The sequence below is a fragment of the Bradyrhizobium sp. CCBAU 53421 genome, from assembly GCF_015291625.1.
In the GTDB taxonomy this organism is placed as follows: Bacteria; Pseudomonadota; Alphaproteobacteria; order Rhizobiales; family Xanthobacteraceae; genus Bradyrhizobium.
Genome location: NZ_CP030047.1, coordinates 6,303,462 through 6,317,271, shown reverse-complemented (window position 1 = coordinate 6,317,271; position 13,810 = coordinate 6,303,462). Strand labels below are relative to the sequence as shown.

At 66.5% G+C, this 13,810-nt stretch carries 11 protein-coding genes and 1 pseudogene; 9 read left to right on the top strand and 3 right to left on the bottom strand.

The features are described from left to right. Positions 1 to 3: 3 nt before the first annotated feature. A complete protein-coding gene (locus tag XH92_RS29920; protein WP_194455330.1) occupies positions 4 to 300 on the bottom strand; it encodes a type II toxin-antitoxin system RelE/ParE family toxin in 297 nt (98 codons plus the stop codon). An 80-nt stretch (positions 301 to 380) separates the two neighbouring features. Here XH92_RS29920 and XH92_RS43190 point away from each other — a divergent pair. From XH92_RS43190 to XH92_RS29880, 9 genes and pseudogenes are all read left to right on the top strand, one after another. Next, a pseudogene (locus XH92_RS43190) lies at positions 381 to 689 on the top strand (hypothetical protein); the annotation flags it as partial. A gap of 451 nt (positions 690 to 1,140) precedes the next feature. Then, positions 1,141 to 2,277 carry a c-type cytochrome biogenesis protein CcmI gene (ccmI, locus tag XH92_RS29915; RefSeq protein ID WP_194455329.1) on the top strand — a complete coding sequence of 379 codons (1,137 nt, stop codon included), beginning with the start codon at positions 1,141 to 1,143 and terminating at the stop codon, positions 2,275 to 2,277. 59 nt (positions 2,278 to 2,336) lie between these two features. Next, positions 2,337 to 2,834: a cytochrome c maturation protein CcmE gene (gene ccmE / locus XH92_RS29910; RefSeq protein WP_194455328.1), complete on the top strand. Its 498-nt coding sequence runs from the start codon at positions 2,337 to 2,339 to the stop codon at positions 2,832 to 2,834. Beyond that, positions 2,831 to 4,816, top strand: coding sequence for a heme lyase CcmF/NrfE family subunit (locus XH92_RS29905; protein WP_194455327.1), 1,986 nt, complete (start codon positions 2,831 to 2,833; stop codon positions 4,814 to 4,816). Before ccmE ends, XH92_RS29905 begins: the two co-directional genes overlap by 4 nt. After that, entirely contained in the window at positions 4,816 to 5,322 is a 507-nt protein-coding gene (locus XH92_RS29900; RefSeq protein ID WP_194455326.1) for a cytochrome c-type biogenesis protein, read from the top strand. The genes XH92_RS29905 and XH92_RS29900 overlap by 1 nt, the downstream gene beginning before the upstream one ends. Positions 5,323 to 5,493: 171 nt before the next feature. Beyond that, on the top strand, positions 5,494 to 7,083 hold the full coding sequence (locus tag XH92_RS29895; RefSeq protein WP_194455325.1) for a Do family serine endopeptidase: 1,590 nt from the start codon (positions 5,494 to 5,496) through the stop codon (positions 7,081 to 7,083). A 265-nt stretch (positions 7,084 to 7,348) separates the two neighbouring features. Beyond that, on the top strand, positions 7,349 to 8,029 hold the full coding sequence (locus XH92_RS29890; RefSeq protein ID WP_194461485.1) for a response regulator transcription factor: 681 nt from the start codon (positions 7,349 to 7,351) through the stop codon (positions 8,027 to 8,029). Next, complete coding sequence (locus XH92_RS29885; protein WP_194455324.1) at positions 8,013 to 9,467, top strand: HAMP domain-containing sensor histidine kinase; 1,455 nt, start codon at positions 8,013 to 8,015, stop codon at positions 9,465 to 9,467. Before XH92_RS29890 ends, XH92_RS29885 begins: the two co-directional genes overlap by 17 nt. Continuing rightward, positions 9,464 to 12,424, top strand: a complete 2,961-nt coding sequence (locus XH92_RS29880; RefSeq protein ID WP_194455323.1) for a bifunctional [glutamine synthetase] adenylyltransferase/[glutamine synthetase]-adenylyl-L-tyrosine phosphorylase — start codon at positions 9,464 to 9,466, stop codon at positions 12,422 to 12,424. The genes XH92_RS29885 and XH92_RS29880 overlap by 4 nt, the downstream gene beginning before the upstream one ends. A 344-nt stretch (positions 12,425 to 12,768) precedes the next feature. On the opposite strand, the gene XH92_RS29875 is transcribed toward XH92_RS29880, so the two are convergent. Next, entirely contained in the window at positions 12,769 to 12,990 is a 222-nt protein-coding gene (locus XH92_RS29875; protein WP_194455322.1) for a formate dehydrogenase subunit delta, read from the bottom strand. Next, positions 12,974 to 13,810, bottom strand: a complete 837-nt coding sequence (fdhD, locus tag XH92_RS29870) for a formate dehydrogenase accessory sulfurtransferase FdhD (protein ID WP_194455321.1) — start codon at positions 13,808 to 13,810, stop codon at positions 12,974 to 12,976. Before fdhD ends, XH92_RS29875 begins: the two co-directional genes overlap by 17 nt.

Below are 13,810 nucleotides of genomic sequence, written 5' to 3'. Positions count from 1 at the left end.
TTTCTAGTGGTAATCTTCGATCTTCTTGACCCGAACCTTTTTGTTCGGAGCATTTCCTTCCAGTTCCAGGATCAAGCGGTATTTGTCGTTGATCCTCATCGATCTCTCGTGATCCCTGTTGCCCTCAAGCTTTTCGAAGTGCAGGCTTTTCATTGCATAGAAGTCGCGCTCGTCGGTTGCGGCCCGTATCACCTGCATCAGTTTCCGAAACCCCTTCACGATGGCCTTGTTGAATCCGCCCGTGAACTGGAGATCGGTCTCCAGTTGGTCGAGACTGTCGTCGTCAAACTCAACGTCCATCTGCCCCTCAGGAAGAGGAATATAGCATGCGCAAAATTAGTATTCAAGGTCATTACGTCACCTAATGACGTAACGGTATCATTTCACCTAATTGCCGGTATCAGCAGTCTGACCAGACTGCTGGTGCGCAAATTCTCCATCTCCTGTGCGAAGGGCAGTCGATCCGCGTCATTGCTCGGCTTACTAGTGCTAGCAAGAATACGGTAGCCAAACTTTTGGTTGATACGAGGCACGCTTGCGCCGCCTGTAAGGACAAGGCATTGCGGAGCCTGTCGTACAAGCGCTCCAAATGGACGAAAGGGGCTTCGCTTTACGCCAAGTCCGCGAACATGGAGAAAGCGAAGGTCGCTCCGGCGGCCGCCGATGATGTTTGGACGTGGACAGCGATCCGTCCGACACGAACCGGGGGACTAGGGTGACGGCGCATTCAATTGCAAAGTCGCGCCCTGACGGGAAGCGCTGCCGGACAATCTTGTAGGTGACCGTAATTCGCGAGCATGCTCGACGACAAATCGACCAGCCCGAAGGGCGGAACGACCAGCATTTGCGCAATTTCGGAATAATGGAAGTGTGATGCTGAGTTGCCCGACGTGTCAAGTCGTCCTTCGAGCGCCGGCGGGCGCCCGCCGGCTACTGTGCATGGGGTTGTTTTCGATATTTTGGTCGCCCGCGGCTTCGCCAGGTAACGCCGTTGCAAGTCCGCCGGAACGGTGCCGGAAACCGCCTGATTTCGACCTTCGGTCGATCCAGCAATTGTCAATTGCCGGGCTCGCCACGGGTAGTGTAAAGCGATTCTAAGGCGGCTTGCCGGAAGCCGCCGTTCCATCCGGGAACCGCTTGATGACGCTGTGGTTTGTGTTCGCGCTGATGACGGTCGCGGCGATCTTTGCCGTGCTGTGGCCGCTCAGCCGCCGCGGACGGGCGGATAGCGGCGGCAGCGAGGTCGTGGTCTACCGCGACCAGCTCGCCGAGATCGACCGCGACATGGCCGGTGGGCTCATCGGCGCCGCCGAAGCCGACGCTGCGCGGATCGAGATCAGCCGCCGGCTGCTCGCCGCCGCCGACCAGAGCGGACGTGACGCCCCGGTGACAGGCAGTCTCAGTCTGCGGCGCGCCGCCGCGGTCGTGGCCCTGGTCGGGTTGCCGGTGATTGCTTCGAGCTTCTATCTCGCGCTCGGCTCGCCGCGCCTCGGCGACTTTCCGCTCGCCGAGCGCAGCCGGGTGGCCGATGCCAATCAGCCGCTCGCCAATCTGGTCGCGCAGGTCGAGGCCCATCTGGAGAAGAACCCGACCGACGGCCGTGGCTGGACGGTGCTGGCGCCGGTGCTGTCGCGGCTCGGCCGCTACGACGACGCGGTCCGCGCCTATCGCAACGCCATCATTTATGCCGGCGAGACCGCCGATCGCCGCGCCGATCTCGGCGAGGCGCTGATGGGGACTGCCGGCGGCGTCGTCACCGCTGACGCCAAGGCGGAGTTCGAGCGCGCCGTCGCGCTCAATGGCGACGACGCCAAGGCGAACTATTTCCTCGGCCTCGCCGCCGAGCAGGACGGTCGCAAGGCCGATGCCGCAGCGCTCTGGCAAAAGATGCTGGCGAAGGGGCCGTCCGATGCGCCGTGGCGGCCGCTGGTGCAGGCTGCGCTGGTGCGGGTCGGCGGCAGCGCGCCGGGCGTCAGCTCACCCGGTGGCGTCAGCGCACCCGCGTTGCCTGATGGCGCGGTGGCCGCAGCCCAGGACATGAGCGAGGCCGATCGCGGCACCATGATCAAGGGCATGGTCGACCGGCTGGCGACGCGGCTGAAGACCAATGGCGACGACGTCGAGGGCTGGCTGCGGCTGGTCCGCGCCTATCTCGTGATGGGGGAGCGCGACAAGGCGATGAGCGCGCGCGCCGATGCCCGGCAGGCGGTGGCCAACAATGCGGACCGGTTGCGTCAGCTCAATGAGGGGCTGAAGAATCTCGGGCTTGATGGATAGACCATGACGCCGAAGAGTGCACAGCGGTTTTCGGGTAACGTCATGCGCAAGGATGGACCATGACCAGGAAGCAACGGCGTTTGACATTGATCGGCTGCGCGCTCGTCGTGCTCGCGATCGCCGCGGGCCTGGTGCTGAACGCGCTGCGCGATTCCATCGTGTTCTTCTCGACGCCGTCGATGGTCGCCGAGAAGCATCTCGGTCCGGGCAAGCGTTTCCGCCTCGGCGGCCTGGTGGAGCAGGGCTCGCTGAAGCGCGGCGACAATCTCGCGGTGACCTTCACCGTCGGCGACGGCGGCGCGACGCTGCCGGTCGCCTACAAGGGCATCCTGCCGGACCTGTTCCGCGAGGGGCAGGGCGTCGTTGCCGAAGGCGCGCTCGATGCGTCAGGCGTGTTCCGCGCCGACACCGTGCTCGCCAAGCATGACGAGACCTATATGCCGAAGGATGTCGCCGATGCCCTGAAGAAGCAGGGCCACTGGAAGGACGATTACGGCGCCAAACCAAACAACATGCCGAGCGCCTCCGCGGCGCCGACCCAGGGAGCGATGCGGTGATCGCCGAAAGCGGACATTATGCCCTGGTGCTGGCTCTTGGGCTCGCGCTGATCCAGTCGATCGTGCCGATCGTCGGCGCGCGCTGGCGCGATGCGGCGCTGATGAACGTCGCGCGCTCGACCGCGCTGGCGCAATTGCTGTTCGTCGCGGCGTCGTTCGCGGCGCTGGTGACCTTGCACGTCAGCTCGGATTTCTCGGTCGCCAATGTCTTCGAGAATTCGCATTCGCTGAAGCCGCTGCTCTACAAGATCACCGGCGTGTGGGGAAACCATGAAGGCTCGATGCTGCTGTGGGTGTCGATCCTGGCGCTGTTCGGCGGCCTCGTCGCCGCCTTCGGCAACAATCTGCCGCTGTCCCTGCGTGCGCATGTGCTGGCGGTGCAGGCCTGGGTCGCCAGCGCCTTCTATCTGTTCATCCTGATCACCTCGAACCCGTTCCTGCGCATCGCCAACCCGCCGCTCGAGGGACGCGACCTCAATCCGGTGCTGCAGGACATCGGCCTCGCGGTGCATCCGCCGATGCTCTATCTCGGCTATGTCGGCTTCTCGATCTCGTTCTCGTTCGCGGTGGCGGCGCTGCTGGAGGGGCGGATCGACGCCGCCTGGGCGCGCTGGGTGCGGCCGTGGACGCTGATGGCGTGGATATTCCTCACGCTCGGCATCGCGATGGGCTCCTACTGGGCCTATTACGAGCTCGGCTGGGGCGGCTGGTGGTTCTGGGATCCGGTCGAGAACGCCTCGCTGATGCCGTGGCTCGCCGGCACGGCGCTGCTGCATTCGGCGCTGGTGATGGAGAAGCGCAACGCGCTGAAGGTCTGGACCGTGCTGCTGTCGATCCTGACCTTCTCGCTGTCGCTGCTCGGCACCTTCCTGGTGCGCTCCGGCGTCTTGACCTCGGTCCACGCCTTCGCAACCGATCCGACCCGCGGCGTGTTCATCCTGCTGATCCTGTTCGTCTTCATCGGCGGCAGCCTGTCGCTTTATGCCTGGCGCGCGCCGGCGCTGAAGCAGGGCGGGCTGTTCGCGCCGATCTCGCGCGAAGGCGCGCTGGTGCTCAACAATCTCCTGCTCACCACCGCCTGCGCGACGGTGTTCATCGGCACGCTGTATCCGCTGGCGCTGGAGGTCCTCACCGGCGAGAAGATCTCGGTCGGTGCGCCGTTCTTCAATTTCACCTTCGCGCCGCTGTTCGTGCCGCTGCTGCTGGCGGTGCCGTTCGGGCCGCTGCTGGCCTGGAAGCGCGGCGACCTGCTCGGCGCGGCGCAGCGGCTGATGGTGGCCGGCATCGTCGCGCTGGTTGCGATCGCGCTGGTGCTTGCGTGGACCTATGGCGGCGCGACCCTGGCGCCGCTCGCGATCGGGCTCGCGGCCTTCGTCATCATGGGCGCGTTGTGTGACCTCGCCGAGCGTATCGCGCTGTTCCGGATTCCGCTGTCGCTCTCGCTGCGCCGCGCCCGCGGCCTGCCGCGCGCGACCTGGGGCACCGCGTTCGCGCATGCCGGGCTCGGCGTCGCGCTGATCGGGATCGTCTGCGAGACCACCTGGAACAGCGAATATATCGGGTCCATGAAGCCGGACGACGTCGCCAAGGTCGCCGGCTACGAGCTGCGGCTCGACGGCCTCAACCCGCGGCAGGGGCCGAATTTCCGCGAGATGGTCGCGCAATTCACCGTCACCCGTGACGGCGAGAAGGTCAGCGTGATGACGCCATCGAAGCGCAACTTCACCACCCGCGGCGCCTCGACCACCGAGGCCGCGCTGCTGACCCGTGGCGCCAGCCAGCTGTACATCTCGCTCGGCGATACCACGGCCGATGGCGCCATCGCGGTGCGGATCTATCACAAGCCGCTGGTGCTGATGATCTGGTGGGGGCCGGTGCTGATGGCGTTCGGCGGGCTGCTGTCGCTGTCTGACCGCCGCCTCAGGGTTGGCGCGCCGAAGCCGGCCAAGTCGGCGGCGCGCGCATTGCAGGCGGCCGAGTGATGCGGTCGCGCGCGCTTGCAGCCGCCGTGTTTGCGATGAGCCTGATGCTCGGCGCGATGCCGGCGCGGGCGGTGCTGCCCGACGAGATCATGTCGGATCCGGCGAAGGAGGCGAGGGCGCGCGAGCTTTCGAAAGAGCTGCGCTGCATGGTCTGCCAGAACCAGTCGATCGACGATTCGGAGGCGCCGCTGGCACGCGACCTCCGCCTCTTGGTGCGCGAGCGCATCGCGGCCGGCGACAGCGACCGCCAAGTGATCGATTTCCTGGTCGCCCGCTACGGCGAATTCGTGCTGCTGAAGCCGCGCCTCAACGAGCACACGCTGGTGCTGTGGCTGACCCCGCCTTTGGCGCTTCTGCTGGGCGGTTTCGCGCTCTGGCGGCTCGGTCGGCGCAGGCCGAATCCGGCCGCTGGCGGGGGCGATTCCGGCCCGGGATTGACGCCGGACGAAGCAGCGCGGCTGGAACGGCTGCTGGCGGCCGAATCCGCGCCGGACAAGCCGCGTTAGTTCCTTTCTAAGCCCTTAATTTGCATGCGCTATTCTGCCGCAGCGCGGGCCGGCTCAATTACCAAAGTTTAATTCCGCAGCCAGCGCGCTGTAAGGCTGATGACCCCATGTTCAGGCGCATCAGGTGCTCGCCCCCGCACCGAATGATTCTGGCCCTGGAGATCTCAACACATGACCGACCGTCCCGACCTCTCGTCCCTTCCGTCCTACAAGGCGCCGAAGCGCTCGCTGTTCTCTGCCCGTAAACTCGCGCTGATGGCGTCGGTCGTGGCCGGCCTCGGTGCCGCCACCTACGGCTTCAGCCCCACCCACAACCCGGCCGACCTGTTCACGACCCCCGCGCATGCGCAGGTCAACAACGAGGTCAAGAAGGTTCAGCAGCCGATCGGCTTCGCCGACATCGTCGAGCGCGTGAAGCCGTCGGTGATCTCGGTCAAGGTCAACATTCGCGAGAAGGTGGCCAAGGACGACAGCGGCAACAATGACGATTCGCCGTTCCAGCCGGGTTCGCCGATGGAGCGCTTCTTCCGCCGCTTCGGCGGTCCGGATGGCTTGCCCCCGGGTCTGCGCGGCGGACCGCGTGGCGGTGGCGTGGTGACGGGCCAGGGCTCCGGCTTCTTCATCTCGGCTGACGGCTTTGCCGTGACCAACAATCACGTCGTCGACGGCGCCGACAAGGTCGAAGTCACCACCGACGACGGCAAGACCTATTCCGCCAAGGTGATCGGCACCGATCCGCGCACCGACCTCGCGCTGATCAAGGTCGAGGGCGGCTCCAACTTCCAGTTCGCCAAGCTCTCCGACACCAAGCCGCGCATCGGCGACTGGGTGCTGGCGGTCGGCAATCCGTTCGGCCTCGGCGGCACCGTGACCGCGGGCATCGTCTCGGCCTCCGGCCGCGACATCGGCAACGGCCCGTATGACGATTTCATCCAGATCGATGCGCCCGTGAACAAGGGCAATTCGGGCGGCCCGGCGTTCGACGTCTCCGGTGAGGTGATGGGCGTCAACACCGCGATCTACTCGCCGTCCGGCGGCAGCGTCGGCATCGCGTTCTCGATCCCGGCCCAGACCGTCAAGAGCGTGGTTGCCCAGCTCAAGGACAAGGGCTCGGTCAGCCGCGGCTGGATCGGCGTCCAGATCCAGCCGGTGACCTCCGACATCGCCGACAGCCTCGGCATGAAGAAGGCCGAAGGCGCGCTCGTTGCCGAACCGCAGGCCAACGGCCCCGCGGCCAAGGCCGGCATCGAGTCCGGCGACGTCATCACCGCCGTCAACGGCGAGCCGGTGAAGGATGCGCGCGAGCTCGCCCGCACCATCGGCGGCCTCGCGCCCGGCAATGCCGTGAAGTTGAACGTGCTGCACAAGGGTCAGGACAAGACCGTCAACCTGACGCTCGGCCAGTTGCCGAACAGCCTGGAAGCCAAGGCTGACACCGACAACAACAGCGACAAGGGCAATTCGTCCCGTGGCACCGACGTGCCGAAGCTGGGCCTCACCGTGGCGCCTGCCAACAGCGTGGCCGGCGCCGGCAAGGAAGGCGTGGTCGTGACCGAAGTCGATCCCAAGAGTGCTGCCGCTGAGCGGGGCTTCAAGGAAGGCGACGTGATCCTCGAGGTCGCCGGCAAGTCCGTCGGCACCGCCGGTGAGGTGCGTGATGCGATCACCGCGGCGCGCAATGACAACAAGAACAGCGTTCTCATGCGCGTGAAGAGCGGCGGTTCGTCGCGCTTTGTGGCAGTGCCTTTGGCCAAGGGATAACTATCTATGAGTTGGAAAGCGTCGCCGGCATTAGTCGCCCCCGCCGACGGCGCGTTCCGGGGGGCGGGCCCCTTGCTCGCTCCCTACGTTGCCTTTCGATGGAATATGCCCCCCTCCGTCGGAAGGTCTCAGGGCGGTGAGGTCCCCCAGCTTCACCGCCCACTTTTCTCAAACAATTCGGAATATTCGCGGTCGTCTTGCATGTGCAGGCCGGCCGCGTCATGCTGACAGAGGGCCCATTCCCGTGACCGCAACCGCTCCGCAAATGCGCATCCTGATCATCGAAGACGACCGCGAGTCAGCCGACTATCTAGTCAAGGCGTTCCGTGAGGTCGGCTATATCGCCGATCTCGCCTCCGACGGTGAGGAGGGTCTGTCGATGGCGGAGACCGGCGATTACGACGTGCTGGTGGTGGATCGCATGCTGCCGAAGCGGGACGGTCTGTCACTGATCGGCATGCTGCGCGACAAGGGCAACCGGACGCCGGTGCTGATCCTGTCGGCGCTCGGCCAGGTCGATGATCGCATCAAGGGCCTGCGCGCCGGCGGCGACGACTATCTGCCGAAACCCTATTCGTTCGCCGAGCTGCTCGCGCGCGTCGAGGTGCTGTCGCGGCGCAATGTCGGGCCGGCCGAGGAGACCACCTACCGGGTCGGCGACCTCGAGCTCGACCGGCTGTCGCATCGCGTCGCCCGAGGCAAGGATGAGCTGACCTTGCAGCCACGCGAGTTCCGCCTGCTCGAATATCTGATGAAGCATGCAGGCCAGGTGGTGACGCGCACCATGCTGCTCGAGAACGTCTGGGATTATCATTTCGATCCGCAGACCAACGTGATCGACGTCCACATCTCGCGGCTGCGCTCCAAGATCGACAAGGGCTTTGAGCGGCCGCTGCTGCATACCATCCGCGGCGCGGGGTATATGATCCGTGACGGCATTCGGTAAACTGATCCGGACCACGGCGTTTCGGCTGACGCTGGTCTACCTGTTCCTGTTCGCGCTGTTTGCCGCCTCGCTGCTGGCTTACTTCGCCTGGAACACGCGGCGGCTGATCACCGAGCAGATCACCACGACCGTCAACGTCGAGATCGGCGAGATCACCGCGATCTATAACCGTCGCGGCCTGCACGGCCTGCTGACCACGATGGGCAATCGTGCGCTGCGGCCGGGCGCCAACCTCTATCTCCTGACCGCGCCGAACGGGCAGGCGCTGGCCGGCAATGTCGGCTCGCTGGCGCCGGGCGTGATGAGCATGCAGGGCTGGACCGAGACCGCCTATCGCCGGATCGACGACCAGGACAAGACCGATCATCGCGCGCTGGTGCGGGTCGCCGAGATGGACAACGGCTTCCGCCTGCTGGTCGGGCGCGACCTCGAGGAACGGCGGCGGCTGTTCGGCATCGTCGCCAAGGCGGCGCAATGGTCGATCCTCGTCGTCGTCGTGCTCGGCATCGGCGGCGGCATCTTCGTCGCCCGCCGCGTGCTGCACCGGATCGACGCCATGACCGGCACCACCAGGCGCATCATGGCGGGCGATCTGTCCGGCCGGCTGCCGGTCGGCCGCAGCGGCGACGAGCTCGACCGTCTCGCGGAAAATCTCAACGTCATGCTGGAGCGCATCGAGGCGCTGATGACGGGGTTGAAGGAGGTCTCCGACAACATCGCCCACGACCTCAAGACCCCGCTGACGCGGCTGCGCAACCGCGCCGAGGAGGCGCTGGCGCGCTCCAGCAGCGAGGCCGATTATCGCGCGGCGCTGGAGCGAACGATCGAGGAGTCCGACGGCTTGATCCGCACCTTCAACGCGCTGTTGATGATCGCGCGTGCCGAGTCCGGCCAGGCGCGCGGCAACATGGACGATTTCGACGGCGCCGATGTCGCCAACGGCATTCACGAATTGTACGAGCCGCTGGCCGAGGACGATGGCATGACGCTGCAAGTGAAGACCGCGCCGGCGCCGATTCACGGCAACCGCGAATTGATCAGCCAGGCGGTTGCCAACCTGGTCGAGAACGCTATCAAATACGGCAAGCCCGACGCGGCCGTGGAGCCGCTGAAGGCCGATGCGCGGGAGATCCTGATCGAGGCGCGGCGCGAGGGCGATCAGGTTCTGCTCAGCGTCACCGACCATGGGCCTGGTATCCCCGAGGGCGACCGCAAGCACGCGGTGGAGCGCTTCGTCCGGCTCGAGGCGAGCCGCACCTTACCCGGTTCCGGTCTCGGCCTCAGCCTGGCTTCGGCGGTGGCCACGCTCCATGGCGGCGAGCTGCGGCTCGGTGACGCCCATCCGGGGCTGGTGGCCACCCTGGTGCTGCCGGCGCGGGCCGGCGGCAGTGACAGGCTTGCGGCTCAAACGCAGGATGTGCCACAGAAGGCGGCATGAATGCCGCCGCGCCGGGAAACGCGGATCGACACCATCTGGCCGCGCGGTTCGCGGATGGACCGCGTGTCGCCGCTTCCGTATCTGCCGATCAGCGCCTGACCGACTGGTTCGCCGAGCTCGAACCGGTGCAATCGGCTGCGCTCGCGGCGCTGCTGGAGCACCCGTTCGCACGGGACATCCTGCGCGGCATCGCCGAGTTCTCGCCCTATCTGTTCGAGCTCGCGCGCGCCGATGCCGCGCGGCTGATCCGGATCCTGTCCTGCGACCCGGAGTCGCATCTTGCGGGCCTGATCGAGACCACCTCGCGCGACGTGCTCGCCGCCGGCAGCGAGGCCGACGTGATGGTCCTGCTTCGCCGCATGAAGGCGGAAGCCGCGCTGATGATCGCGCTGTGCGACATCGGCGGCGTCTGGCCGGTGATGCGGGTGACGGCGGCGCTGACCGACATCGCCGTCAATTCGGTGCAGTCGGCGCTGCGCTATCTGTTCCGGCAGGAGGTCGAGCGCGGCCGCATGACCGCCGTCGATCCCGACCATCCGGAAGTGGGCTCGGGCCTGATCGTGCTCGCGATGGGCAAGATGGGTGCGGGCGAGCTGAACTATTCCAGCGACATCGACCTGATCGTGTTCTTCGATCGCGCAGCCACCTCGCTCGCCGAGGACATCGAGCCGCAGCCGTTCTTCGTCCGCGTCACCCAGGCGATGGCGCGGATGCTGCAGCAGCGCTCGGGCGACGGCTACGTGTTCCGCGTCGATCTCAGGCTGCGCCCGGACCCCGCCTCGACCCAGGTCGCGATCTCGACCGACGCGGCCTTGCATTATTACGAGCGCGAGGGGCGCACCTGGGAGCGCGCCGCGATGATCAAGGCGCGGCCCTGCGCCGGCGACCCCAGGGCAAGCGAAGCGCTGATCGGCGAACTCGCGCCATTCGTCTGGCGCAAGCATCTGGACTTCGCCGCGCTGGCCGACGTCCACGACATGAAGCGGCAGATGCAGACCTATCGCGGCCAGAGCGAGATCTCGGTCGAGGGCCACAACGTCAAGGTTGGCCGCGGCGGCATCCGCGAGATCGAGTTCTTCGCCCAGACCCAGCAACTGATCGCCGGCGGTCGCCATCCGGAGTTGCGGGTGCGGCCGACGCTGGAGGCGCTCAATGTGCTCGCCGAGAGCAACTGGATCACCTTTGAGGCGCGCGACGAGCTGACCACGGCCTACGAATTCCTGCGCCGGGTCGAGCACCGGCTGCAGATGATCGCCGACGAGCAGACCCATTCGCTGCCCGAAGCTCCCGAGGACGTCGAGCGCTTCGCGCATTTCTTCGGCTACGAGAATCGCGAGGCCTTTGCCAAAGACCTGCTCGGCCAGCTCAACATCGTGCAGAACCACTACGGCAAGCTGTTCGAGGGCGACGATCCGACCGGGAGCGCGAAGCTGCCGGATATCGACTATGGTGCCGGGCCCGAAGACGGCCGCCTGATCGAGCATCTCGCCAGCCTCGGCTTCAAGAAGCCTGTCATGGTCGCCGGCACCGTGCAGCAATGGATCGAGGGCGATTATCGCGCGCTGCGCGTGGAAGCGACGCGGGCGGCGTTCCTCGAATTCATTCCCGGCCTGATCGACGGTCTCGCGGATGCCGAGGAGCCTGACGATGCGGTGGCGGCGTTCGACCGTTTCCTGGGCGCGCTGCAGCGGGGCGGGCGGCTGATCTCGCTGCTCAGCCAGAACCGCGATTTCGTCGCGCTGGTGGCGCTGATCCTCGGTGCTGCGCCGCGGCTCGGCGACATGCTGGCGCGGCAGCCGCAGATCATGGACGGCCTGGTCGACCCGCGCTTCTTCGGCGCGATGCCGGACAAGAAGGAGCTGTCGGAGCGGCTCGCCACCACGCTGCAGGATGCGTCGTCCTATGAGGACTTCCTCGATCGTTTGAGATTGTTCGGCCAGGAGAGCCTGTTCCTGATCGGCACGCGGATCCTCTCCGGAACGGTGTCGGCGCAGCACGCCAGCACGGCCTTTGCCGATGTCGCCGAAGGCATTGTGCACACCGTGCACGGCCTCGTCACCGATCAGTTCGCCGCGCAGTATGGCCGGATCAAGGGGCAGGAGACCGCGATCGTCGCGATGGGCCGGCTCGGCAGCCGCGAGATGACGGCGTCCTCCGACCTCGATCTGATCACGCTCTACGATTTCGACAGCGAGGCGCCGGACTCCGACGGCGAGCGCTCGCTGCACGGCGCGCAGTATTTTGCCCGCTTCACCCAGCGCCTGATCAGCGCCTTCACGACCCGGACCAATTACGGCGTGCTCTACGAGGTCGACATGCGGCTGCGCCCGTCAGGTCGCGCCGGCCCGGTCGCCTCGCGGATCGATTCGTTCGCCGACTATCAGGAGCGCGAGGCCTGGACCTGGGAGCACATGGCGCTGACGCGCGCCCGCGTCATCTCGTCATCGCCGGAATTCCGCGAGAAGATCGAGGCGATCATCCGCAGCGTGCTGACCCGGCCGCGCGATGCGGCGTCGACCGCGGCCGACGTTGCCGACATGCGGCGCGCGATCGCGCTGGAGAAGGGCGAGGACGATGTCTGGGACCTCAAGCTCGCCGCCGGCGGGCTCGTCGACATCGATTTCATCGCGCAGTATCTCCAGCTCGCGTACGCCTCGGTGAAGCCGGAGATCCTCAGCGTCTCGACGCTGCAGGTGCTCGACAATGCCGCCAAGCTCGGCCTGCTCGGGCAGTCCGAGGCCGAGATCCTGCGCTCGGCGGCGCGGCTCTACCATGACCTGACGCAGATCCTGCGGCTCTGCGTCACCGGCAAGTTCAATCCGGAGACCGCGGGCGAAGATTTGCTGCGCGTGATGGCACGGGCCGGCGACACGCCGGATTTCTCCGCGCTCGAAGCCCGCCTGCGCGAGACCCAGACCGAGGTGCGGCGGGTGTTCAATGCGATTGTGGGCGGGTAGCTCTCGCTCCGTAATCCTGAGAGGACGTGAAGCTTAGTCCTCATCCACTGTTGTCGTCGCCCGGCTCGACCGGGCGACCCAGTACGCCGCGGCCTATCGGCTCAAGCACGACCGTCTCTGGAATACTGGATCACCCGCATGCGCGGGTGACGACACTGAGCAAGCTGAGCAAGCTAATTCCGTCATCCCCGCGCAAAGGCTTCGCCTTTGTCGCTGGAGGTGCGAGCTCTTGCGAGCCTCGAAGGATGCACGGCCACCAGCCGGGCCGTCGACCCTTCGAGACGCGCGCAAGGGCGCGCTCCTCAGGGTGACGGTGAGGGAAGGTCGCGCGCCTTACCTTGCCGCTACGCGTGCTGCTTCAGCTTCTGCAAGGCGTCGTGGACGTCGGGGTCGAGGCCGGCGCCGCCGGCGTCGAGATGGGCGAAGATCTGCTTGCGCATCCGCGGGTCCCAGAACTTCCAGATGTGCTCGGAAATGCCCTGCACGGCCCGGTCGTGCCCCTGGCTGTGGAAGAATTTTCCGATCTGGTTCGCCATATAGACCAGTTTGTCAGGCGACGACGACATAGGCGGACTCCTTGCCGGGCACCGCGCCTGTGACGCGTTCCGGATGCGTAAAGATTTCAAATCCATCGGCGCGGGCGATCGCGGCGAGCGTGATGCCGGCGGCATCCGCCATCCGGACCGCGAGCGCGGTCGGGGCCGACACGGCGGCGATCAGCGGCGCGCCGATCGCGGCGGTCTTCTGCACCATTTCCACCGAGAGGCGGCTGGTCAAGAGCACGATGCCGTCGCCGGCTGCGACCTTGTCGCGGGCCAGCGCGCCGGCGAGCTTGTCGAGCGCGTTGTGACGGCCGACATCCTCGCGCAGCGCGACGATGCCGCGCGCGGCGGTCCAGAACGCGGCGGCATGCACGGCGCGGGTCTGATGGTTGATCTCCTGCAACGGCGGGACCGCCGCCACCGCGGCCATGATCTCGCGCGGCGAGAAGATGCGACCCGCGGGCACCACCGCGGCCGGCCGGACCGCCTCGCTGATCGAATCGAGCCCGCACAGGCCGCAGCCGGTCGGGCCGGCGATGTTGCGCCGCCGCTCGGCGATCCGTTCGGCCTTGTCAGGCTTGAGCCACATCCGAAGCTCGATGCCGTCGTCGAGCGCGACGATGTCCAGCGTCTCGATCTCGTCGGCCGATTGCACGATGCCTTCGCTCAGGCTGAATCCGACCGCGAAGTCGCCGAGGTCCTCGGGCGAGCCCATCATCACGGCGTAAGTGCCGCCATTATAGGTCAGCGCCAGCGGCGTCTCTTCCGGGATCAGGCGCGCGCCGTCGCTGAAGACGCCGTCGCGCCAGACTTTCCGGATAGCCTTGCGGACCGGCTCGCGCAT